General features: G+C 70.2%; 18 protein-coding genes and 2 pseudogenes. 12 read left to right on the top strand and 8 right to left on the bottom strand.

The window, feature by feature from the left end; translation table 11 throughout:
* Nucleotides 1-253 precede the first annotated feature (253 nt).
* From C2L58_RS30300 to C2L58_RS30275, 7 genes and pseudogenes are all read left to right on the top strand, one after another.
* Nucleotides 254-1817: pseudogene (locus C2L58_RS30300) on the top strand (FtsK/SpoIIIE domain-containing protein).
* On the top strand, nucleotides 1814-2203 hold the full coding sequence (locus tag C2L58_RS30295) for a hypothetical protein (RefSeq protein WP_103341079.1): 390 nt from the start codon (nucleotides 1814-1816) through the stop codon (nucleotides 2201-2203). The pseudogene C2L58_RS30300 and the gene C2L58_RS30295 overlap by 4 nt, the downstream one beginning before the upstream one ends.
* Nucleotides 2203-3838: pseudogene (locus C2L58_RS30290) on the top strand (replication initiator). Before C2L58_RS30295 ends, C2L58_RS30290 begins: the two are co-directional and overlap by 1 nt.
* Nucleotides 3839-3851: 13 nt before the next feature.
* Nucleotides 3852-4040, top strand: a complete 189-nt coding sequence (locus C2L58_RS30285; protein WP_103341078.1) for a helix-turn-helix transcriptional regulator — start codon at nucleotides 3852-3854, stop codon at nucleotides 4038-4040.
* Between the two features lie 83 nt (nucleotides 4041-4123).
* The gene (locus C2L58_RS50810) at nucleotides 4124-4633 is read left to right on the top strand and encodes an N-terminal phage integrase SAM-like domain-containing protein (RefSeq protein WP_233226021.1); all 510 of its coding nucleotides are present in this window, start codon (nucleotides 4124-4126) and stop codon (nucleotides 4631-4633) included.
* 12 nt (nucleotides 4634-4645) lie between these two features.
* Nucleotides 4646-5290 carry a tyrosine-type recombinase/integrase gene (locus C2L58_RS50805; protein WP_233226020.1) on the top strand — a complete coding sequence of 215 codons (645 nt, stop codon included), beginning with the start codon at nucleotides 4646-4648 and terminating at the stop codon, nucleotides 5288-5290.
* A 385-nt stretch (nucleotides 5291-5675) separates the two neighbouring features.
* Complete coding sequence (locus C2L58_RS30275) at nucleotides 5676-7100, top strand: DNA sulfur modification protein DndB (RefSeq protein WP_199191512.1); 1425 nt, start codon at nucleotides 5676-5678, stop codon at nucleotides 7098-7100.
* Nucleotides 7101-7243: 143 nt separating this feature from the next.
* On the opposite strand, the gene C2L58_RS30270 is transcribed toward C2L58_RS30275, so the two are convergent.
* A complete protein-coding gene (locus C2L58_RS30270) occupies nucleotides 7244-8401 on the bottom strand; it encodes an acyl-CoA dehydrogenase family protein (protein WP_103341077.1) in 1158 nt (385 codons plus the stop codon).
* Between the two features lie 106 nt (nucleotides 8402-8507).
* Here C2L58_RS30270 and C2L58_RS30265 point away from each other — a divergent pair, with 106 nt between their 5' ends.
* On the top strand, nucleotides 8508-10181 hold the full coding sequence (locus tag C2L58_RS30265; protein WP_199191511.1) for a class I adenylate-forming enzyme family protein: 1674 nt from the start codon (nucleotides 8508-8510) through the stop codon (nucleotides 10179-10181).
* On the opposite strand, the gene C2L58_RS30260 is transcribed toward C2L58_RS30265, so the two are convergent.
* The 7 genes from C2L58_RS30260 to C2L58_RS30230 form a co-directional block, all read right to left on the bottom strand.
* Nucleotides 10178-10855, bottom strand: coding sequence for a hypothetical protein (locus tag C2L58_RS30260; protein ID WP_233226019.1), 678 nt, complete (start codon nucleotides 10853-10855; stop codon nucleotides 10178-10180). The genes C2L58_RS30265 and C2L58_RS30260 overlap by 4 nt on opposite strands.
* Nucleotides 10856-11025: 170 nt before the next feature.
* On the bottom strand, nucleotides 11026-12489 hold the full coding sequence (locus C2L58_RS30255; protein WP_233226018.1) for a hypothetical protein: 1464 nt from the start codon (nucleotides 12487-12489) through the stop codon (nucleotides 11026-11028).
* Between the two features lie 107 nt (nucleotides 12490-12596).
* Nucleotides 12597-13094 carry a 5-(carboxyamino)imidazole ribonucleotide mutase gene (gene purE / locus C2L58_RS30250; RefSeq protein ID WP_103341074.1) on the bottom strand — a complete coding sequence of 166 codons (498 nt, stop codon included), beginning with the start codon at nucleotides 13092-13094 and terminating at the stop codon, nucleotides 12597-12599.
* 10 nt (nucleotides 13095-13104) lie between these two features.
* A complete protein-coding gene (locus C2L58_RS30245) occupies nucleotides 13105-14289 on the bottom strand; it encodes a 5-(carboxyamino)imidazole ribonucleotide synthase (RefSeq protein WP_103341073.1) in 1185 nt (394 codons plus the stop codon).
* A 13-nt stretch (nucleotides 14290-14302) separates the two neighbouring features.
* Entirely contained in the window at nucleotides 14303-15511 is a 1209-nt protein-coding gene (locus tag C2L58_RS30240) for a glycosyltransferase 87 family protein (protein ID WP_103341072.1), read from the bottom strand.
* Nucleotides 15486-16835 carry a glycosyltransferase 87 family protein gene (locus C2L58_RS30235; RefSeq protein WP_103341071.1) on the bottom strand — a complete coding sequence of 450 codons (1350 nt, stop codon included), beginning with the start codon at nucleotides 16833-16835 and terminating at the stop codon, nucleotides 15486-15488. Before C2L58_RS30235 ends, C2L58_RS30240 begins: the two co-directional genes overlap by 26 nt.
* Nucleotides 16836-16906: 71 nt before the next feature.
* Complete coding sequence (locus C2L58_RS30230) at nucleotides 16907-17752, bottom strand: GGDEF domain-containing protein (protein WP_103341070.1); 846 nt, start codon at nucleotides 17750-17752, stop codon at nucleotides 16907-16909.
* A gap of 270 nt (nucleotides 17753-18022) precedes the next feature.
* On the opposite strand from C2L58_RS30230, the gene C2L58_RS30225 reads away from it, so the two are divergent.
* The 4 genes from C2L58_RS30225 to C2L58_RS30210 all read left to right on the top strand — a co-directional run bounded on the left by C2L58_RS30225 (nucleotide 18023) and on the right by C2L58_RS30210 (nucleotide 22701).
* Complete coding sequence (locus tag C2L58_RS30225; protein WP_103341069.1) at nucleotides 18023-20269, top strand: sigma-70 family RNA polymerase sigma factor; 2247 nt, start codon at nucleotides 18023-18025, stop codon at nucleotides 20267-20269.
* 10 nt (nucleotides 20270-20279) lie between these two features.
* Entirely contained in the window at nucleotides 20280-20600 is a 321-nt protein-coding gene (locus C2L58_RS30220; RefSeq protein ID WP_103341068.1) for a GtrA family protein, read from the top strand.
* Between the two features lie 38 nt (nucleotides 20601-20638).
* Nucleotides 20639-21166, top strand: coding sequence for a GtrA family protein (locus tag C2L58_RS30215; protein WP_199191510.1), 528 nt, complete (start codon nucleotides 20639-20641; stop codon nucleotides 21164-21166).
* A 245-nt stretch (nucleotides 21167-21411) separates the two neighbouring features.
* Nucleotides 21412-22701, top strand: coding sequence for an MFS transporter (locus C2L58_RS30210; RefSeq protein ID WP_103341066.1), 1290 nt, complete (start codon nucleotides 21412-21414; stop codon nucleotides 22699-22701).
* Nucleotides 22702-22706 lie beyond the last annotated feature (5 nt).

Below are 22706 nucleotides of genomic sequence, written 5' to 3'. Positions count from 1 at the left end.
CGACGCGGAACCGTAAGGCGCAGAAGCGGAAACTCGGCTACCAACCATGCCGCTCCTGCGCTGTCCACAACCGCGAGGTGTGAACAATGCAAACGCTAGACGATGGCAACAACCGTGCGCCAGTGGGGGTCACCCGCTCGCGCTGCGCGGAATGCAAGCGGTTCGCTCGGCTGCTGCCGGGTGAGACCAAGTGCGCCCCCTGCTTGGGCGCGTTGCCGCTGGATCTCTCGGCGGTGTTGCGAGGTGGCCGGTGATGACCCTGTCTCCGGGATTCGTCGTGGTGGCCCTGGGTGTGCTGGGGCTGGGTGTCTGGGTGCTGCACAAGATCGGTCGCGCGTTGGCGTCGGTGGTCGAGGCGCTGGCCGCGATGGTGGTTGTGTTCGTCGCCCTGTGGTGGGCCTGCAAGGCGGCGTTCTGGCTGCTGGCGCAGGTGGTGACGCGCTGGCGGACAAGCCTTGCCGTAGTCGCCGTCTACCTGTGGAGCGTGTGGCTGGGCTGGCTGTCGCCCGTGCTCATCCTCGGCGGCCTGGCGCTAATCCTCGGCCTGTGGCGATTGGTCGACATCGTGTCGTTCGATCAGTGGTGCTGGCGGTTCCTGCGCTCGTGGTGGGCTCGTTGGGCGGTCTACGGACGCAAGCTCCCCGGCTGGCTGCACGCTTGCGGCCTGAGCGTCCGCGATGACGTGCTGCCGGTGGAAGTGACGGTGAACCTGGTAGGTCGCCGGAAGGCCTCCCCGGGCGATCGCTCGGCAAGCCGGAGTGCAGATGCCGAAGGTCCTCGGCGTCCGGTCGGGGCCGTCGTGGGATGAGGTGCGGGTTCAGCTGGTGGCCGGCCAGAAGCCGGAGGATTTCGACGAGGCCGCTCGTGCGCTGGCGTCGGCGCGGAGGGTCGCCCGCTGCCAGGTGCGGGAGCTGGAGCCCAACGTGGTGTCGGTCGACTTCCAGCGGCGGGACCTGCTCGGCTCGGTCGTGCACTCGCTGCCGGTGCCCGATCTGCTGGCGGCTGACGCGATCGGTGTGGATCTCCGGCGCGTGTGGTCCGGCCACACCGAATACGGGCAGGACTGGCGAGTCCCGCTGTCCGGTTCCGGCGCGCACTGCCTGACGGCCGGTGCTTCGGGCGCGGGGAAGAACTCGGTGATGTGGTGTCCGCTGGTGTCGGCGGCCCCGGCGATCCGCGCGGGCGTGGTCCGCGTGTCCGGGATCGATCCCAAGGGCATGGAACTGGCCTACGGGCGCGGGATCTTCGCTCGGTACGCGGTGTCCGGTAAGGACGCGATCGAGGTCCTGGACGACCTCGTGGGCACGATGGAGGCTCGCAAAGCTGAGTTCGCCGGACGCCTGCGGACTGTCCCGATCAGTGCCGAACACCCGCTGGAGCTGCTCGAGTTCGACGAGATCGGCGCCCTGACCAAGTACACCGACCGCAAGATCCGCGATCAGATTGTCGAACGGGTTGCCCTGCTGACCACGCAGGGGCGGGCGCTCGGGATCACCGTGCGGGGCTACGTCCAGGAACCGACGAAGGACACGGTCCCGGTCCGCGAGCTGTTCACCCGCCGCGTGTGCCTGCGGGTGACCTCGAAGACGCACGTCGGCATGGTCCTCGGAGACGGCGCGTATGAACGGGGCGCGTGGGCCAACCGGATCGGCGACTCCGAAGCCGGGGTCGGCTACGTGTGGGGCGAGGGCATCCGCGAACCCCTGCGCATCCGGGCCGGGTGGGTCGGCGACGACACGGTGAAGGCCCTGGAGCACTACGTCACCAACGGCGGCGTAGCTCGGCCCGTGCTCGGCGGCGAAGGGGTGGCGGCGTGAACACGACCATGGTCTTTCTCGACGCAATCCGGGATCACCTCGACTTGCACGTGTTGGGTCCGGTGGCGTCGGTGAACGTGACGTCGGGTCCGGACCCGATCTGGGTGCAGCTCGGTGCCCGGCGGGAGCTGCCCGAGGTGGCGTCGGCGCTGGTGACCTGGGCCGAGACGCTGGATGAGGTCTCTGCGCAGATCTGGCGGACACCCGCTGGAACGTCGGTCCATCTGATCGTCAGCGGCCGGATGCCCTGCGGGGTCCCGGTCCGCGTCTACGGCGCGGTCGACTTCTCCGAGGATCTGTTCCTGGACCTGCCCGCCGGGTCGCGGCAGGACATGCCCGTGTTCGTGCTCCGGCAATGGACCCGCTCCGGGGAGGTGGCCGCCTGATGACCGACCAGGAACAGACCCAGCCGGCCACTGCTGGGACGCGGGCCGAACGGATGCGGACACCGCTCGCGGCCGACGTGATTCGGGCGACGGCGGAGAAGCACGGCGTCTGCGTCCGCCCGTTCACGATGGAGGTCGGCGACACCGAGACCGGCGAACTCCGCTACGTCCCCGTGCCCTGCGGGTCCACCGTGGAGTCGGTGTGCCTGCCGTGTGCGCGGAAGGCGAAGGCCCTGCGGCAGGCCCAATGCCGCGAAGGCTGGCACATGACCGAAGAACCCAATCTCGCGGCCGAGCCGCCGTCGGAGGATCACAAGGAGCTGTTGACCTACCGGGCGGACTTGGTGGCGGCGTATCGGGAGGTGGTCGAGCACGACCAGGCCGAAGCCGAGGAACTGCGGGAGGAGGTCGCCGGGGTTGATGCGGAACTTCGGCAACTCGGGATGCGGGGCCGGCTGCCCGCCCTCGACGTCCCGACCAAACGAGGCGTGAAGCGGTCGACCCGTCGTCGGCAGGACGCGCCAAACCTGCCCCGGCAGAAGGTCGCCAAGACCACCGTCGGCAGGGAGTTCGCCGGGAAGTTCCGGCCGTCCATGTTTGTGACGCTGACCTGCGACTCCTACGGCCCGGTCCGCGATGGCGCCCCGGTGGACCCGTCCCGGTACGACTACCGGCGGGCGGCCCGGGATGCGGTGCACTTCTCGGCGCTGGTGGATCGGTGGTGGCAGAACCTGCGCCGGGTCGTCGGCTGGGACGCGCAGTACTTCGCCACGGTTGAGCCGCAGAAGCGGACGGCTTCCGCACCTGCACGCGGCGATCCGTGGGGCGATCCCGCACGACGTGATCCGGCAGGTCACCGAAGCCACGTATCACCAGGTCTGGTGGCCCAACCACGACCAGGTGGTCTACACCGACCGACTGCCGGTCTGGGATCCGGACACCCGCGCGTTCCTGGACCCGGACACCCGGGAACCGCTGACCAGCTGGGATGACGCCGTGGAAGCGGTGGAGGACCCGGCGCATGTCGTCGTGTTCGGGCGGCAGGTGCATTCGAAGGGCATCCTTGGCGGGACCGAAGAGGCCGGCCGCCACATCGGCTACCTGACCAAGTACCTCACCAAGTCCACCGGTGAAGTGGTCGAGGCGGACACAGCGCGGCTGCGGGATCACCATGACCGGCTGCACGCCGAGCTGTCGGTGACGCCGTGCTCGCCCCGGTGCGCGGTCTGGCTGTTGTACGGGGTTCAGCCGAAAGGCGCGGGCAGCAAGACCACGCCGGGGCATTGCAAGGGCCGCGCTCACCGGCGGACCACGCTTGGGCTGCCCGGTCGTCGGGTGTTGGTGTCGCGGAAGTGGTCCGGGAAGACCCTCGACGACCACAAGGCCGACCGGAAAGCCCTTGTGACACAGGCGTTGGCGGCGATCGGGATCGAGAAGCCACAGCCCGACCCGGCCCGGCTGGTCTGGCGCAAAGTCGAGCCCGGCGACCCACAGGTCCCGCCTCGGCCGCATCTGGTCATGCGCGCCATCGCGGAACGGATCACGTGGAAGGCCGAGTACGACCGCGCGCTACTCGCAGCCGCCGGACCACCTGGGGACGGCCCGGAAACTTCGGCAACTCAGCTCGCAGCCTAACCAGGGGGAACAGATGAACATCAGCAACACGGATCGGCTCTGGTCGGTTGACGACGTGTCCGCCTACCTTGGCGTCCCGGTCAAGACGCTCTACCAGTGGAAGTGGCGCGGCGAGGGTCCGCCGGTCCGGAAGATCGGCCGTCATCTCCGCTACGACCCGGCCAAGGTCCAAGCCTGGGTCAACGGGGAGGCGGCAGCCTGATGGGACACATCCAAGATCGCTGGTACCGCCCTGCCCGTGACAAGGAGACTGGGAAGGTTCTCCTGAACGGGCGGGGAAAGCCAGTGCTCGAAAAGACTGAGCTGTACGGCATCGGCCTGCGGTACAAGGTGCGCTACCTCGACCCGGACGGCGAGGAGCGTTCGAAGTCGTTCCCTGACAAGCAAAAGAAGCGCGCGGACGACTTCCTCATCGGCGTGGAGTCGGACAAGCGCGAGGACAAGTACATCGATCCACGCTCGTCGTCCAAGACGTTTCGGCAACAAGCTGAGAACTGGCTCAAGGCGCAGTCACCCGACCCGGCAACCCGGGAGATTCTGCGTAGCCGACTCGAAAGCCAGATCTACCCGGTATTCGGGCACCTGAAGTTCGGGCAGATCAAGCCGTCGACCATTCGTGACTGGCTTGGCGTGATGGAAGAGAAGCGGCTCGCGGCCAACTATCAGGTTGTGCTGTTTACCATCGTGACCGGCGTCCTGGACTCGGCGATCGACGACAAGTTGATCCGGGAGAACCCCTGTCAGGCGAAGACCGTTCGGCGGCCGGTGGGCAGCAGTCCGCAGGTCGTGGTCTGACCGGAAGAGCGAGTGCACAAGGTGCGGACCGGGCTTGGTGAGCGGTTCCGCGTTGTCGTCCCGCTCGGGTCCGGGCTCGGGCTGCGTCAGGGCGAGATTCTGGGCTTCTCGCCGGACGACATCGACCGGGAGGAGATGGTGGTCCGCGTTCAGCGGCAGATCAAGACCGTCAAGGGCGTGATGATGTTCGCTCCGCCGAAGGGCGGCAAGACGCGGACGGTGCCGCTCTCCCCCGCCCTGCTGGCGGAGATCGACGACAACGACGACCGGTTCCCGGCGACCGCTGTCACGCTTCCGTGGAAGAAGCCCGACGGCGATCGGGTCACGGTCCGGCTGCTCGTCACCGGCGAGGCCGGCCGCCTGTACACCGGCGACCTCTTCACCAAGGTCGTCTGGCAGGGCGGGTTCAGGGAGTCAGAGACCACCCACCGTGGCCGGGCCGACGGCATGCACGCGCTGCGGCACTTCTACGCGTCGACCCTCCTGTCCCGCGCGGTCTCGATCAAGGAGTTGGCTGAGTACCTGGGGCACTCCGACGCGGGCTTCACGCTGCGGACGTACACGCACCTGGTCCCGTCGAGCCACCAGCGGGCTCGGCAGGCCAGTGACGCGGTGTTCGGGCGGCCTGGTGGCAGCGACGTCTTGGAGACTGCTTGATCATGAACCTGCAGGCTGACACGAACTACCTGACCAAGCTTGATCGAGCTACTGAGCACGACGACCGTCCACGAAGCGTACCGTCCACCCAACCCCGATCCCGCCCGCGCGACACCCAGCACCCCGCTTGAAACGCCCGCAGCTGGCCGCACGACTTACTGCAAGCCTGCACCTGCGTTTCGGCAGCCCCAGTCGCAACCGGTGACCAACCGGAACCACACCGTGAAAATTCGGTCGAAAATAGGCCGGCCTATTTTCTGCTGGGATTTTGCCTGCTAGCGTGCGTGACGCATAACACAGCGCGGCCCGGCGTCCATGCTCGTGGGGAGTCGCAGACGCCGGGCCGCTGATCGCGAACGCCTGGTTCGCAGAAGGTAGGTTACCCGTGTCCGACGACACGCCCAACGAGCTTGATCTTGACGCCCTCCGGGGCTCCAAGATCCGTTCGGGCATCAAGTTCCAGAAGCTGGCGTTTATGACCTACGCCGGCGTCATGCCCAAGTTGACCTTCGAGGTCCCGTTCGTCGAGATCGCCGAACGCTTCACATTCGACCGACTGCTCAACCGCAACGACTTCGATGTCGACGACGACACGCAACACGGAAACCGCGACATCACCGAGGCGCACGTCAAGAAAATCGCCGACGGGATCCGATCCACGGACCGCCCGTATCTCGGAACACTCACGGTGGCTCTGGCGAAGAAAGATGTCAAGATTGAGGTTCTTCAGAAGATCAGCGAGCACGTCTCTCTGGTGTACGCCACCGTGCACGAGGACGCCCCGAACCCAGTAGTGGAGGACGGTCAGCACCGAATCAGGATGGCAACAACGGTGTGGCCGACCGTGAAGAACGCTGAAGACGGCGATGCAGGCAAGGTTCGTCAGTACCTTGAGAAGACATCGGTCGAGATGACGATGCTACTGGAGAGCGACGCGGACATCCTCTCGACGATCTTCGTGCGGATGGGTTCGACGAAGCCGATCTCGCCCAACCTCATCGCGGTGATGGACAAGAGCACGTGCCAGAACCGGCTGGGCCTGTACGTGACCCGGCAGTCACGTCTTCTCGACAGTCGCGTCTCCTACCTCTCGACGACCGCATCGCGCGCGCTGGCCGCCAAGAAGGGGCGCAAGTTCGACGACCTCTACCCGGCAGCAGCGGTGCGTTCGGCGGCCGCATCAATGGCTGGAGTCGGAGTCCGTGACCGAACTCCGGAGCAGCGGGAGACGCTGCTCTCAGCAATCGTCGCGACGCGCGCAAAGGCGGCGGGAGTCACGGAAGACACGGCGATCGCACTGGTCGGAAGAGATATCGTCGCGACTCTCGACTATGCGTACGAGACCGTGCCTGGCTGGAAAGAAATCGCTTCGGGAAAGATCACAGTGCCGGAGTTCAAGAAGAGGTACGTCCACTCATCTGCCGCCGGACTGCACGTTATCGCGAACACCATTGCCGCTGGCACCGCCCAAGGGCTGAACACCCATGCCGTAGTCGACGGTCTTGCTAAGCTTCCGTGGGACCGGGAGGCTCTGCGCGACGGGCAGAACGAAGCAGGCGAGCGGATCAAGGTGCACCAGTTCTTCGAGGGCACGCTCGCTACCACGGTCTACGACGTGAAGACGGGGATGTGGCGGGCCGGCGCTGGCGGCGCTACTAGGTCGAACTACGAGCCGGCGATTGACAAGGTGCTCCGCCAGCTCGCCCGTGACCCGGCGCTGCGGCCGCTCGGGGAGCGCAGTGCCCAGATTGCGATCGGCCTCATCAGTGGGAAGACCGGACCGGGGCGGCCCCGGAAGGTCGTGGCCTGACAGACCGTGCGGGCTCCGTCAGCAACGGAGCCCGCACGGTCGGGCGATGAACGTGCACGTTAGGTGGCCTGTGCCGATGACGGCCTGGAGGCGGCCTGATCATGGAAATCCAGGACCGCCCGAACTACCGGGTCAAGATCGATCTAGCCCTTGAGCAGGGCGCGGGCCATGACGACCTTCTGGATCTGGTTGGTGCCTTCATAGATCTGGGTAATCTTCGCATCCCGCATCATCCGCTCAACCGGGAAGTCCCGCGTATACCCAGCCCCACCGAAGAGCTGAACAGCATCCGTAGTCACTTCCATGGCAATATCGGACGCGTAAGTCTTGGCAGCGGAAGCCATGAACCCAGCCCGCTTGTCCCCCCGCTCCGAAGCCGCAGCGGAGGCGTAGACCAGATGCCGAGCCGCCTCGATCTTCGTCCCCATCTCGGCGAGCATGAACTGAACACCCTGGAATTCGGCGATCGACTTGCCGAACTGCTTGCGGTCCTTCACATAAGCAACAGCGGCATCGAGCGCCCCCTGAGCAATACCCAGCGCCTGAGCACCAATGGTGGGCCGGGTGTGGTCAAGCGTCCGCAGCGCCGTCTTGAGGCCGGTCCCGGGCTCACCGATGATCCGGTCCTCCGGAATGGTGCAGTTCTCGAAGTAGATCTCCCGGGTGGGCGACCCCTTGATCCCGAGCTTCTTCTCCTTCGGCCCCACCGAGAACCCGGGGTCGTCCTTGTGCACGACGAACGCGGAAATCCCGTTGGCCTTCTTTTCGGCATCCGGATCGGTGACCGCCATCACGGTGTACCAGGACGATTCACCCGCATTGGTGATCCAGCACTTGGTCCCGTTCAGCACCCAGTGGTCGCCGTCGAGCCGGGCCCGCGCCCGCATCGACGCCGTGTCCGATCCGGCCTCGCGCTCCGAAAGCGCGTACGACGCCGAAGCCTCCCCCGAGGCGATCGACGGCAGCACCAGCTTCTTAAGTTCCTCCGAAGCCGACAGGATGATCGGCTGCGTCCCCAGCTTGTTGACCGCCGGGATCAGCGACGCGGACGCGTCGACCCGCGCCACCTCTTCGATCACGATGCAGGCGCCGACGGCGTCGGCACCCTGGCCGTCGTACTCCTCACCGATGTGCACGGCGTTGAAACCCGACTTGACCAGCGCGTTGTACGCCTCGATCGGGTACCGCTCGTTCTCGTCGACCTCCGCCGCGTACGGCGCGATCTCCTTCTCGGCCAGGGCCCGGACCGCGGCCCGCAGCTCCTCGTGCTCCTCGGCAAGCTGGTACAGGCCGTCGGTCACTTCCGGTCACCTTCTCTGCAACGTCGGGAGGGGTTCCATCGATGTTAGCGCTCGTTCACCTGCGTCGTCCTTGTGGCGTTGACCGCAGAATTCGTATGGTCGGGTGATGCCGATCACCGCGCCGACGACGCCGCCCGGTCTGCCCGCCACCCTCGACTACCCCGAAGTCCCCGTCGGATCGATCCTGGCGGCCGGTGCCGCGCGCTGGGGCGACCGGACCGCCTTCGCCCACGACGGCGGCAGTCTCACCTTCGCCGAGACCCACCGAGCCGCCTGCCGGTTCGCCAACGCCCTGCGCGAACGCGGCATCGGCCGCGGCGACGTCGTGGCGCTGCACCTGCCGAACTGCCTGGCCTTCCCGGTCGCCTACTACGGCACGCTGCTGGCCGGGGCCACCTTCAGCCCGGCGAACCCGCTGCTCCCGCCGGACGACCTCGCCTTCCAGCTCGCCGACTGCGAGGCCGCCGCCGTGGTGACGTTCGGCCCGGTCGCCGGGGCACTGGCGAGCGTCGCCGGCCGGATCCCGGCGCGGTTCACCGTCGTCGTCCAGCCGGTCGCCGACCTGCCGGAGAACGCCGTCGAGTTCGAGGCGTTCCACGCTTCGCAGCCGGAGACTCCCCCGTCCGTGGAGCTCGACATCCACCAGGACCTCGCCCACCTCGCCTACACGGGTGGCACCACCGGCCGGTCCAAGGGCGTGCGGCTGTCGCACCGCAACGTCGTGGTCAACACGCTGCAGCACGCCTGCTGGGGCACCGGCTCGGTCCCGGCGCTCGACGAGCGCGGCGACGTCACGATCGACCAGATCGGCAGCGAGGACGAGTGGCCGTCGCGCCTGGGCACCGGCGTCGCGATCAACCTGACGCCGTGGTTCCACGCGATGGGCATCATCGGCGGCCTCAACGCGGCGGTGCTCGCCGGGACGTCGATGGTCCTGCACACGCGCTTCGACCCGGCGGCGTACGTCGCCGACGCCGAGCGGCTCCGCATCACCGGCATCGGCGGCGCGCCGGCGCTGTTCGCGGCCCTGCTCGCGACGCCGTCGTTCCACACCGCCGACCTGTCGTCGGTCTGCTCGATCGGTTCGGGTGCGGCGCCGATGAACCACGCGATGATCAACGCACTGCGCACGCGCTTCCCCGACGTGGTGGTCACCGAGGGCTACGGCCTCACCGAGGCGACGATGGGCGCGGTGATCTCGCCGACGTACCGGTCGGGCACGCGCAAGGTCGGCTCGGTGGGCCTGCCGATCTTCGACACGGAGGTCAAGATCGTCCCGGCCGAGGGCGGCGAGGACCCGCTGCCGCCGGGCGAGCGGGGCGAGGTCTGCCTGCGCGGCCCGCAGATCATGCTCGGCTACCGCAACCGCCCCGAGGAGACGGCGGCGGCCTTGGTGGACGGCTGGCTGCACACCGGCGACATCGGCATCCTCGATCCTGACGGTTATCTGTCTATTGTGGACCGCAAGAAGGACATGCTGCTGTACAAGGGGTACAACGTCTTCCCGCGCGAGCTCGAGGAGCTGCTCATCACGATGCCGGGCGTCGCGGCGGCCGCGGTGGTCGGCCGCCCCGACCCCGAGGTCGGCGAGCTGCCGGTGGCGTTCGTGGTGCCCCGTGGGTTACTGGACGCCGACGGCCTGATGGCCGCGGTCAACGAGAAGGTGCTGCCGTACAAGCGGTTGCGGGAGGTGCACGTGGTCGAGCAGATCCCGGTGTCCGCGGCGGGGAAGGTGCTGAAGCGCGAGCTGCGGCAGCAGCTGATCGGCGAGCTCGGCTAGGACGTGGGCTTGAACCGGCAGGCAGCGGGCTGGCCCACGCAGTCGTACCGCTGAGCGCCTTCGATGCGCATGTTGTACTCGACTTTGTGCGGCCCCCACGCGGTGGTCGCGAAGGCGGGCTGCCCGGCGGGCGGCACGACGAGGGTGTGCTTGCCGCCGCGGTAGGAGTACTCGATGCGGACGCGCCAGAGGCAGAAGCACTGTTCGGTCTTCGCGCGGATCACCAGGTGCTCCGGCTTGCCCTGTTCGACGAACCGGATCTTGCCGTCGGAGAGGTAGGGCCGCGCACCGCTGCCGTCCCCCGGAACCAGGGCGGGGATTTCGGTGCCGGCTCCGGAATCGAGCCGGAACTCGACGAGCGCGGTTTCCTCGCTGCCTTGAGGATCGGCGACGAAGGCCGTCCCGTCCAGCGGCTGACGCCGCTCCTCGACGACGGCGGTGATGGTCTCGAGGTCGATCCGCCCGGAGCGGTGGCTTTCCAGGGTCACTTGCTGCCCGGAGGTCCCCAGCTGCGCGTGGGTGTGCTGCCGCACCTCATCGAGAACCCCGCTTGACGCGGTCTCCCTGAGCACGGCATCGGTGGCCCAGTACTGCCCGGCGACCAGCTCCGGGTAGCTCTCCCCGCGAGCGGTGAGGACCTCATCGGAGCAGAGATCCCGAGCCCGATCGGCCACGAGAGGAGCAACCCCGGGCACGGCAACGGCCAGCACGAGCGGAGTAACGGTGGCAAGAAGCCATTTCGGCGCCCGGCCGAGCCCCCGCCACCAGGCGAGCCCCCGGTTGGGCCGCGGCGCGGGCCGAAGAGAGGTCGCTCGCCCGGCTACGACCGGTTTCCGCTTCCGGTTCACGCCTCGGAGCCTTTCTGGGTCGGCCGCGCGCCGGCTGTGGCACGGGGATCGGCCTGCGGCTCGGGGTTGCGCCCGGGATCGGGCTGCTTCGGCTCAGCCTGCGCCTCGGCCGCTGGCTCCACGGCGGGCGCCGACCCGGCCTGGGGCTCGGCCGCCGCCTCCACGCCCGGCTTCGGCTTCGCTTCCGGCTCCAGCTCCGCCTGCGAATCCAGCCCGGCCTGCCCCTCGGCCGCTGGTTCCACGCCAGGCACCGACCCAGCCTCGGGCTCGGGCTCCGCCGACTTCGCGCCCGGCACTGGCGATGCCGCCAACCCGGCCCGCGCTCCCGGCTCCGGCTCAGCCTGCGCCTCGGCCGCTGGCTCCGCGCCGGGCGCCGACCCGGCCTGGGGCTCGGCCACCGCCTCCACGCCCGGCTTCGGCTTCGCTTCCGACTCCCGCTCCGCCCGCGAATCCAGCCCGGCCCGCCCCTCGGTCGCCAGCTCCTCACCAGGCTCCGAGGCCGCCGGCTCGGTGTCCGGTTCCTCCGTCACGCGCGCTCCCACCACCACCGCCAGCAGCGGTACCGCCGCCAGGGCCGCGAAGTAGCCCACGCCCAGCGCCAGCCCGTCGCGCTGGGCGCTGATTCGGTCCGCGATGCCGCTCGGGTCCCACAGCAACCATGCGTTGATCAACAGCACGCCGTACAGGCCGCCGCATACGTACAGGGCCGTTGTGCGCAGCGTGGCTCGGCGCCAGTCCGTTGTCAGGGCCGTTGCCACCAGCAACACCAGCGTGGCGATCAGCCCCGCTCGGTAGATCGCGGGCCAGCCGGTGACGACCGCCGGGAGGTCGCCCTCCGTGGTGTTGATCTCGAACCAGGGCAATGCCTGGGACAGCACCACGAGCGGGACCGCCAGGACCAGCGCCGTCAGCCGGAGGGCTGGGGTTCGGCGTGCCGGTGCCGGGCCGGGGGCCGTGGCCAGCGGGATGCGTGTGGCCGCCGGGACGCCCGCGATCGCCACGCCCAGGCCGAGGCACAGCAGGCCCGTCGTGTAGAACACCAGGCCCTGGGCCGGTGTCACCAGGAGGTCCGGGCGGGCCCGCTCCGGGTCCAGCCCGGCGGACGGCAGCCTGGAGCCCAGGTCGGCCGCATTGGCCCGCAGTCCGACGAACAGCGCCGTCAAGGCCGGCACCGGCGCGCACACCACCACCAGCAGCCACCGGATCCCGACCCGCCTGCGCGCCGCCGCGAAGGCGATCACCGCGGCCACCGCGGCGAGCACCAAGAGGACCGCGAACGTCGGGCCCTGCCGCTCGATGCTCGTCACCGTCAGCGTGAACGCCGATGCGCGCGGCGCGGTCCGGACCGAAATCCAGGGGAACGTCAGCGCGACCACGGCCAGCCCCGCGCCGATGCCCGCCAGGACCACCCCGGCGAGCCAGGGCACCGCGACGCCGTCGTCCGGCCGGGAATCCGCCATTTCTCGCCCCTCGAAGAACCCGAAGACTCTGGAAACCGAGGCAGGACCTTAGCGGGTTCTTCGGGGCGCCGGAGGCGAATCCGGACAGGACGTCTCCAACGGACCGGTCAGTGGCCCGTCTTCTCCCGCAGGGCCGCGTCCTTGTCCAGGACCAGCTTCTCCAGGTCCGCCTGGAACGTCGCCATCTTCGCGCGCAGGCCCTCGTCGGACGCGGCCAGGATGCGGACCGCCAGGAGACCCGCGTTGCGCGCGCCGCCCACCGAGACCGTGGCCACCGGGACCCCCGCCGGCATCTGGACGATCGACAGCAGGGAATCCAGGCCGTCCAGGTACTTCAGCGGCACCGGGACGCCGATCACCGGCAGCACCGTCGCCGACGCCACCATGCCGGGCAGGTGGGCCGCGCCGCCCGCCCCCGCGATGATCACGCGAAGGCCGCGCGACGCCGCCGACGTCGCGTAGTCCAGCATGCGCTGCGGGGTGCGGTGCGCCGAGTAGACGCCGACCTCGTACTCGACGCCGAACTCGTCCAGGGCCGCGCCGGCCGCCTCCAGCGTCGGCCAGTCCGAGTCGCTGCCCATGATCACGCCCACCTGCGGCGCCATACCTGATCTCCTAGTGGATTTCGTAGCCGTCGAGCCAGACGGCGTGGGACAGCCAGTGCGCCGACAGCAGCGCGCGGTTGCGCAGGTCGTCCATGCGCTCGCCGGTGAAGTTGACGTGCCCGAGCTTGCGGCCCGGCCGCTCCTGCTTGCCGTACAGGTGCACCCGGGCTTCCGGGTACCGCGCGAACAGGTGGTGCAGCCGCTCGTCCGGGCTCATCTCCGGCGGCTCCGGCGCGCCCAGCACGTTCGCCGACACGCAGGCGGGCGCGACCAGGTCGGTCCGGCCCAGCGGGTAGTCGAGCACCGCCCGCAGGTGCTGCTCGAACTGCGACGTGCGCGCGCCGTCCATGGTCCAGTGCCCGGAGTTGTGCGGGCGCATCGCCAGCTCGTTCACCAGCAGCCCGGTGTCGGTCTCGAACAGCTCGACCGCGAGCAGCCCGGTGACGTCCAGCGTCGCCGCGATCCGCAGCGCCAGGTCCTGGGCCTCGTGCACCCGCGAGTCGTCGAGCCCCGGCGCCGGGGCGAGCACCTCGGTGTTGATGCCGCCGGTCTGCACCGTCTCGACCACCGGGTACGCCGCGCCCTGGCCGAAGGGCGAGCGGGCGACGAGCGCGGACAGCTCCCGCCGCATCGCCACCTTCGCCTCCACCAGCAGCGCCGTGCCCGCGGCCAGCAGCTCCGGCACGGTTTCGCGCGCGTGCTGCGCGGTGTCGAGCATCCAGACGCCGCGGCCGTCGTACCCGCCGGTCGACGCCTTGAGCACCACCGGCCAGCCGTGCTCGCCGCCGAACGCCACCACGTCGTCCACAGTGGACACCTCGGCGAACGCCGGGCCCGGCACGCCGAGGCCCGCCATCATCTCGCGCATCACGAGCTTGTTCTGCGCGAAGCCCAGCGCGGCCGGCGCGGGCCGGATGACGAAGCCCTCCATCGCCAGCGTCAGCAGGTGCTCACCCGGCACGTGCTCGTGGTCGAAGGTGAGCACGTCGACCGAGGCCGCGAACTTCCGCAGCGCGTCGAGATCGGTGTGGTGCCCCAGCGTGACGTCGCCGGCGACGAGCCCCGCGGCTTCGTTCTCGCCCGCGGCGAGCACGCGCAGGGACTGGCCGAGGGAAATCGCCGCCTGGTGGGTCATCCGGGCCAGCTGGCCGCCGCCCACCATGCCCACGACGGGCAGACCGGTGTGTTTGTCCATAGCGCCGATCAGCCTAAACGGTCACCAGGCCGGCCGGCCGCCGGACCAGCCGTAGCTCACGCGCCGCGAGGCCGAGGATCCCCGCGATCGCCGCGAGCACGTAGCCGTTGCCGAGGACCGACCAGCCCAGGCCCCAGCCGAACTCCCGGTCACCGCCGTTGGGCACCAGCATCACGATCTGCGAGACGAACAGCACCGCGACCGCCGCCGCGGCCCACCACCGCGCCTTCACCAGCAGCAGCGTGATCAACGGCACGCACCAGACCCAGTGGTGCGACCACGACACGGGCGACAGCAACAGCCCGTAGAACGCCGTGACCAGCAACGCGGCCGCCTCCTCACCACGCCGGTGCAGCCGCACCACCAGCCACACCGCCGGCACGGCCAGCACCGCCGCCACGCCGACCGCCACCGCCAGCGACCAGGGCGCCAGCGCCGACGCCCGGTTGACCAGCCCGTTGAGCGATTGGTTGAAGATCCAGTGCACCGACCCGACCCGGCTCGGATCGGTCGCCGAATCCCGCCAGAACCGCATCGCGTCGACCGGGATGACCGCGAACATCGCCGCTTCCAGCGCCACGAACGTGCCCAGGGCCCGCAGCCCGTCCTTCCACCGGCCCGTGAAGAACAGGTGCGGCACGAAGATCAGCGGGGTCAGCTTGATCGCCGCCGCCACGCCGATCAGCACACCCGCCCATCGCGACCCGCGCAGGGAGAGCACCAGGACGTCCAGCACCACGAACGCCATCAGTATCAAGTTGATCTGGCCCAGGAACAGCGTCTTCCACACCGGTTCCAGCGCCAGCGCGATGGCCGTTCCCGCCGGCAGCGCCCACCGGCTTCTTCCCAGAAGCGGTGCACCCCCCGGCGACGACGAAACCACCGTGATGACGACCATAAGACCGACCACCGACAAAACCGCGATCACGCCCCAGACCAGCCCGGACGGCACGAGCGCGAGCGGCAGGAACAGCGGTGCGGCGGCCGGGGTGTAGGTGAACGGCAGGCGCACCCAGTCCGGCAGCGCGGTCAGCACGTCCCGCGTGTAGAGCGGGTCGCCGTGCAGCAGGGTCAACGCGCCCGCGCGGTACACGGCGCTGTCCGCGCCGAGGTGCCACCCGGCCAGCCAGCCGGCCACCCCGAGAGCCAGCACGAGAAGCGCGAGACCCCCGGCGAGATAGCGGCCGGTGCGCGCCTCAGACGCCGGCTTCGACGTCGACATGCTCGTCCGCAGCGGCCTTCTTCCGCGATCGCCGCAACAGGCCCCACCGCAGGATGAGCGCGAAGGCCAGGACGACCGGCATCAGGATGTAGGCGTCCCCGAGGACGTTCTGCCACACCTTCCAGTGCAGCTCGACGTTGCGGCCGTTCGGCAGGATCAGCAGCACGCAGCTGACGAACACGAAAGCCACCAGCCCGGTGCCGACCCAGCGCTTCCACGCCGTCTTCGGGGTGGTCTTCGGCAGCCGCGAGACCAGCAGCACGATCAGCGGGATCACCCACACCCAGTGGTGGGTCCACGAGATCGGCGACATCAGCAGCGTCCAGAACGCGGTGACGAGCAACGCGGCCAGCGTCTGGCCCTTGCGGTGGAAGCGCATCAGCAGCCACAGCGCCGGGATGGCGAGCAGCAACCCGATGCCCATCGCCGCCTTCGACGCCCACGGGGCGAGGTCGGTGGCCCGGTTCATCAGCGCGTTCAGCGACTGGTTGCCCGCCCAGTGCACCGGCCCGATCCGGCCGGTGTCCGGCAGCGTGACGGTCCAGTACTTGGCCGCGTCGTGCGCGTTGATCAGGAACATCAGGCCCTGGAGCAGCACGAACGTCGCGAACCCGCGGACGGCGTCCTTGCGCCGTCCGGTGATGAACAGGTGCCCGAGGAACACCAGCGGCGTCAGCTTGATCGCCGCCGCGACGCCGACCAGCACCCCGCCCCAGCGGCTCCCGCGGGCGCCGATGACCAGCATGTCCAGCAGGATCATGGCCATCAGGATCAGGTTGATCTGGCCGAGGAAGATCGTCCGCCACACCGGCTCGAGGGCGAGGAAGACCAGGAAGAACACGATGGTCGAGCGGGCGGGCGAGGCCCACCAGCGCGGGCCGTCGGTGGCGGGCCGCGGCAGCGCGCCGATCGCGATCCGGATCGACAGCGCCATCGCCCCCAGCGAGACGGCGGTGATCAGGCCCCAGGAGATCTGCGTCGGGAAGGCGGCGAGCGGGACGAAGATGAGCGCCGCCGTCGGTGGGTAGGTGAACGGCAGCAGCGCCCACCACGGCTCGTCGGGCAGGGTGTTGGCGTCGTAGAGCGAGTCGCCGTGCAGCAGCGACAACGCGCCCGCCCGGTAGACCGCGCTGTCGACGCCGAGCACCCAGTCGTGCTGCCAGCCCCAGATGCCGTACCCGATCGCGACCAGCGGAATCACCGACAGGATCAGGATCGACCGCGGGCGGACGGACAGGCGGGCGAGTGACTTCCGCAGGGCCAGGCGGTGCTGGGATCTGCCCGCGATTTCGCCGTCGACGTCGGTGGATACGGTCCGGGTCACCGCATCAGGAAATCATGACCGGCCCGGTCGTGGTCGGAAGGGTCCGGGCAAAACCGGACTTTTCCGGTGTTCTACGCACGCGCCAGGTGCGCCAGCAGGTCGCAGGCCAGCTCGTGCGTGGCCGGCAGCCGCACCGCCGAAACGCGCGGCCTGCCCACGTCGGCCAGCTGGGTGTCGACCGCCAGCCGCTCGTGCAACGCCCTTCGCAGCGCGACGCCGTGCGAAGCGACCCGCTCGTCTTTCGGCACCAGGGCCGCGACGACGGACGGCCCCAGCGATGCGACGCTCTGCCCGCTGTCGAACACCGTCCGCAGCGCGTCCGCCACCAGGATCATCCCGGTCAGCCGCGGGAACCCGGCGACGGCGGTGAGGTCGAGCGAGACGACGAGCAGCACGTGGTCCTCGGCGGCCGGCCGCTCGCGCGCGGCGGCGGCGCGGTAGACCTCCGCGAGCCGGGTGCGCAGGTAGGCGGCCGTGGGCAGGCCGGTCAGCGAGTCGGTGACCTCGGTGTGCACCAGCTGGTCGGTGGCGACGTCCGCCCAGGCCAGCGCGGTGGTCCGCAGCAGCCGGGCCGGCGTGGCGTCGACGTCCGGCGCGACGAACCCGTCGCCGCCGTGGCCGAGCACGGCGTGCAGCGCGGCGAGGTCGGCGAGGGTCTCCGCGAGCCCCGCACCGGCCGCCGCCCGGGCCCTGGCCAGCCCGGCCAGCGCGGTTTCGGCGGCTTCGACGCGGCCCTTCGCCATCACCGCCGCGCAGACGGCGTCGACCTCGGGCAGGGCCCAGTCGCTGGGGAACCGCCAGCCCGCGGCAAGGCTGGCCGTGCGCCAGCGGGCCCGCAGCGCGCGCAGGGAGGCGTCCCGCTCGGCCTGCGTCGGCGGGGTGTCACCGGAGCCGGGTCGCGCAGCCGGAACATCCACTCGCCACCCGCCCCTTTCGTCCGGTTCGCAACGATCTTGTCTTTTGCTTCACGATGAGGACGTACCCCGGTGGGCACCGTGACGCGTACTCAGCGGTTTTTGTCGGGAAGCTTTTCCCCGGCCCGGGCCGGGGGTGGGTGATTTTGCTCCGCCGTCGGAGTCATCACGCCGACCACGACGTGACCGCCGGAGGTGGGTCAGTCACACTGGTCTCGCGTCCCGGATCGGTCTGTAATGGCAGGTCCTGGCCCTAGCCGACCGAGGAGTGCCGTGTCCACCGTTCCCGCCGATCTCAGCGGAAAGAGTGACTCCGAGCTGATTGCGGAAGTCCGCTCCGGGAAGATCGCGTCGTACGGGACCCTCTACGAACGGCACACCGGTGCGGCCCGCAATCTGGCCCGCCAGCTGGCCCGCTCGAGCTCCGAAGCCGACGATCTCGTGTCCGAGGCGTTCGCCAAGGTCCTCGACACGCTCCGTGGCGGCAAGGGCCCGGACACAGCCTTCCGGGCGTATTTGCTGACCGCGCTCCGTCACACCGCGTACGACCGCACCCGCAAGGAACGCCGGGTCGACCTCAACGAGGACATGACCGAGGTCGGCGGCGCCGCGGCGGAGGCGCTGACCGTGCCGTTCTCCGACACCGCGGTCGCCGGGCTCGAGCGGACGATGGCCGCCAAGGCGTTCGCGCGGCTGCCGGAACGCTGGCAGGCGGTGCTCTGGCACACCGAGATCGAGCAGCAGAGCCCCGCCGAGGTCGCGCCGCTGCTGGGCCTGACCGCGAACGGCGTCTCCGCGCTCGCCTACCGCGCCCGTGAGGGACTCCGCCAGGCGTACCTGCAGGTCCACCTGCAGGAGAACGCCGAGGAACGCTGCCGCGCCTGCACCGAGCGGCTCGGCGCGTGGACCCGCGACGGGCTCTCCAAACGCGAACGCGCCCAGGTCGAGAGCCACCTCGACGAGTGCGACCGGTGCCGGGCACTGGCCGCGGAGCTGGCCGACGTCAACGGCGGGCTGCGCGCGATCATCGCCCCGATCGTCCTCGGTGGCGCCGCGCTGGGCTACCTCGCCACCATCGGTGCCGCGAAGGCGAGCGCCGCCACCGCGGCCACCGCGGGGGCGGCCGCCGCCGGTGCCGCGGCGGCCGGCGGCAAAGCCGGTGCGGGGGCCGCGGCCTCGGGGCCCCGCCAGTTCGCCGGCGTCGCCGCCTCGGGCCTCGCGATCGTCGCGGCCATCGTCATCGCGCTCACCGCGGGCGGCGGGACGCAGGAGATCCCGGTCGCCGCCCAGGTGCCGCCGCCGGCCCAGCAGGTCGCACCGCCGGCCCCGCAGCCGCCGCCCCCGGCCCCGCCCGCGCCGCAGCAGCCGCAACCCCCGGTACCCCAGCCCCCGGCCCCGCAGCCCATCGCGCCGCCCCCGGCTCCGCCCGTCGCGCCCGCCCCGCCGCCGGTCGCGCCCCCGGCCCCGGCACCCCCGCCCGCACCGGCCCCGCCGGCGCCGCCGGCGCCCGCCCCGCCGTCGATGTCCGCGACGACCCCGCCGGACGGCCTCGAGCTCAGCCCGGGTGCCGCGAAGAACCTGCCGATCACCGTGCGCAACGACGGCGGCAGCGCGTCCGAGCCGGTGGCCGTCGCACTGCAGCTGCCGCGCGGGGTGCGCGCGGTCGACACCGGCGGTGGCGGCGCACCGATGGCCCGCGCGGAGGATCCCGCCCCGATCTCGGTGAACTGCCCCGGCGGCGAGGGCACGGTCGTCTGCAAGACCGGCGCCGGCCTGCAGCCCGGCCAGAGCGCGACGCTCAACTTCCGCTTGCAGGCGGACGAAGACGCCGAGGGCGGCACGGTGAAGGCGTCGGTCACGGCCGGCGTGCAGATCTCCGTCGACGTGAGCGTCAAGGTCACCGTGAAGCTCCCGCCGGACGCCGTGGCCCTGCAAGCAGTAGGCGACGGGCTGTCGGCCTTCCCCTGGAACCACCACCCGCTGGTCTACGTGCGGGTCCGCAACACCGGCGAGACGACCAAGCCGGTCACGGTCACCTTCGACCACCCGCTCAAGCAGTGGTGGAGCCTGCGCGGCTTCCCCTGCACGCCGACGAACGAAGGCGCGAGCTGCACGACGAAGAGCGCGGTGGCGCCGGGCCAGCACGTCAACCTGTGGGTGCGGCTGCTGGACCGTCCCGACGAGGGCCGGGTGACGATCACCGCGCAGCTCGGCCGGGCGGCGGCACCGCCGGTGACCGTGGACTTCGGCTGCTGGCGCCACTGGTGCGGCAAGGACCCGCTGCCCACGCCGACGACCCCGTCGGTCCCCACGCCGACCCCGTCGAAGCCCACGCCGACGAAATCGCCGACGAAACCGACGTCGAAGCCCCCGGTCACGACGACGGACACTGACGAGCCGGCGAGCGAGCCGCCGGTGTCCTCGACCACGACGAGCGCACCACCGCGGTCCGGCGGGAAACCGGGGGCCAAGCCGCCGACGGTCAGCCCCGCGAAGGTTTTCGGCTGGCTGACGGGGTAGCGTCCGCGCGGTGCGCGACCTGCTGAAGAAGCATCGCGAGCTCCTCCGCTTCGCCGTCGTCGGCGGGACGATCTTCTCCTACGTCGCCAACCGCGAGTGGTCGTTCCGCACCCGTGGCGGCCGGGAGCAGGCCCACGAGGCCGCGCTGTTCTTCCTGCTCAGCGGCGTCGCACTGGGCCTGAACGCGCTGCCGCAGTGGTTCTCGCGGTACGTGCTGGACCTGCAGGTGCCGCGGCTGTCCCCGTTCGGCGTCGAGGTGGCCGGCCGGCCGCGCGCGGTGCCCGCCGAAAGCGCCGAAGATCCGGACATTGGCGACAGCAAGGCCGCCTGAACCACAGGTCAACGCGGTGTGCTCCTAGACTGCGTGGTGTGACCGTTGTGGAAACCGTGCTCAAGCGCACGCCGGAGCCACTGCGTTCGGTGCTGATCAAGCACCGGGAGCTGCTGAAGTTCGCGATCGTGGGCGGCACGACGTTCCTGGTCGACAACGGCGTCTGGTACACGCTGAAGCTGACGGTGCTGGAGCCGAAACCGACGACGGCGAAGGCGATCGCGATCATCGTCGCGACCATCGTGTCCTACATCCTCAACCGCGAGTGGTCCTTCCGGACCCGCGGCGGGCGCGAGCGGCACCACGAAGCGGCGCTGTTCTTCGTCATCAGCGGCGTCGCGGTCGGCGTCAACCTGATCCCCCTGATCATCTCGCGGTACGTGCTCGACCTCGAAGTCCCGCACGTGACGTTCCTGGTCCAGGAAATCGCGGACTTCGCGAGCGGCTCGATCATCGGCATGCTGCTGGCCATGTTCTTCCGCTTCTGGGGCTTCAAGAAGTGGGTGTTCCCGGACGAGCTGGGCGAGCGGCGGCGGGACAACGACCAGATCACCCCGCTGCCCTGACCCAGGCCGCGAAAGTACTTGTCTTTTGACATGTAGTTGTCTACTGTCATCCTCGTCAGTGTTCCTTCGCAAGGACGCCGTCCGGGTTCGGCCGGGCGAGCGGGACGATTCGAGGTGGTTTCCGAGCGCGAAGAGGTCGCATCCGCCCGCGGATGACGATGAAACCTTTTCCCGACTCGAGGTCGGCGTGTTCTCGCGCGCCGCCGGTATCTCTCGTCCCTTCTGACGAAAACAAGGACTTCCTCTTGAGCACGATCGCGCCTCCGCGCGCCCTGAAACCTGCCCTCACGGGCCTGTTCCTGTCCGTTTTCCTCGCGATGCTCGACGCCCAGGTCGTCGCCACCGCGCTCCCCCGGATCGCCGCCGAGTTCGGCGGGACCGGCGCCTACGCCTGGGTCACCACCGCCTACCTGCTCGCCGGGAGCGCCACCGCGCCCCTGTACGGCAAGCTCGGTGACGTCTTCGGCCGCAAACGCGTGCTCCTGGGCGCGCTCGCCCTCTTCCTGCTCGGCTCGCTGGCCTGCGGCCTGGCGCCGTCGGCCGCGTTCCTGATCGCCGGGCGCGTGCTGCAGGGTGCCGGTTCCGGCGGCCTCTTCGTCTCCGTCGGCGCTTCGCTCGGCGAGATGTTCACGCCTCGCGAAGGCGCGAAGTACTTCGGCTGGTTTTCGATCTGCTTCGCCGTCGCCTCGCTCGCCGGTCCGGTCGTCGGCGGCCTGCTCACCGGGCTCGCCGGGTGGCGGTCGATCTTCCTGGTCAACCTGCCGCTCGGGCTCGTCGCCCTGGCCTGCCTCAAGCCGCTCGAGCTGTCGAGACGGCGCCGGGAAGCGCCGTTCGACTTCGCCGGCGTGCTCCTGCTCGGCACGGCGATCACCGGGTTCACCCTGCTCACGCCGTGGTCGGTCGCGCTCGGCGCGGCCGCGGCCGTGGTGTTCGTGGTCGTCGAACGGCGGGCCGAAGCGCCGGTGCTGCCCCCGCGGCTGTTCCGCGACCGGACGTTCACCGTGTCCGTGGTGCTCAGCGTGCTCGCCGGGTTCGCGTTCCTCGGCTCGGTCAACTACATCGCGGTCTTCCTGCAGGCCGACGCCGGTCCGGCGCAAGGCGGGCTACGGCTGCTGCCGATGACGCTCGCCGTGTCGGTCTCCTCCGTCGTCGCGAGCAAGGTCATCGCCCGCACCGGCGCGTACCGCTGGGCACCGCGGCTGAGCATGGCGCTCGGCCTGCTCGCGGTGCTCGGCCTGCTCACCGTGCACGGCCTGCCGCTGGTCCTGGGCTGCCTGGTCGTCTTCGGCTTCGCGGCCGGGCTGAACCTGCAGGTGCTCGCCATGGCCACGCAGAACACCGCCCCCGCCGCGGACCGCGGCGCGGTCGCCGCCGGCGTCAACCTCGCCCGCGCGCTCGGCTCGGCCCTCGGGCCGGTCGCGCTCGGCTTCGCCTACCACGCCGGCACCCACACCGTGTTCCTCGCGCTGCTGCCCGTGCTCGCGCTCGGCCTCGTCACGGCGTTCGCGCTCCCCCACGTCCCGCTTTCCCGATAGGAGAA

The sequence above is a fragment of the Amycolatopsis sp. CA-126428 genome, from assembly GCF_002904335.1.
Taxonomy (GTDB): Bacteria; Actinomycetota; Actinomycetes; order Mycobacteriales; family Pseudonocardiaceae; genus Amycolatopsis.
This window is presented reverse-complemented; position numbering and strand designations above follow the sequence as displayed.

What these genes read in the sequence shown, in the direction of transcription:
- C2L58_RS30240 (WP_103341072.1), bottom strand. Translation starts at nt 15,511, where the DNA reads ATGTCGACGTCGAAGCCGGCGTCTGAGGCGCGCACCGGCCGCTATCTC.
- purE (WP_103341074.1), bottom strand. Translation starts at nt 13,094, where the DNA reads ATGGCGCCGCAGGTGGGCGTGATCATGGGCAGCGACTCGGACTGGCCG.
- C2L58_RS30255 (WP_233226018.1), bottom strand. Translation starts at nt 12,489, where the DNA reads ATGGCGGATTCCCGGCCGGACGACGGCGTCGCGGTGCCCTGGCTCGCC.
- C2L58_RS30265 (WP_199191511.1), top strand. Translation starts at nt 8,508, where the DNA reads ATGCCGATCACCGCGCCGACGACGCCGCCCGGTCTGCCCGCCACCCTC.
- C2L58_RS30285 (WP_103341078.1), top strand. Translation starts at nt 3,852, where the DNA reads ATGAACATCAGCAACACGGATCGGCTCTGGTCGGTTGACGACGTGTCC.
- C2L58_RS30245 (WP_103341073.1), bottom strand. Translation starts at nt 14,289, where the DNA reads ATGGACAAACACACCGGTCTGCCCGTCGTGGGCATGGTGGGCGGCGGC.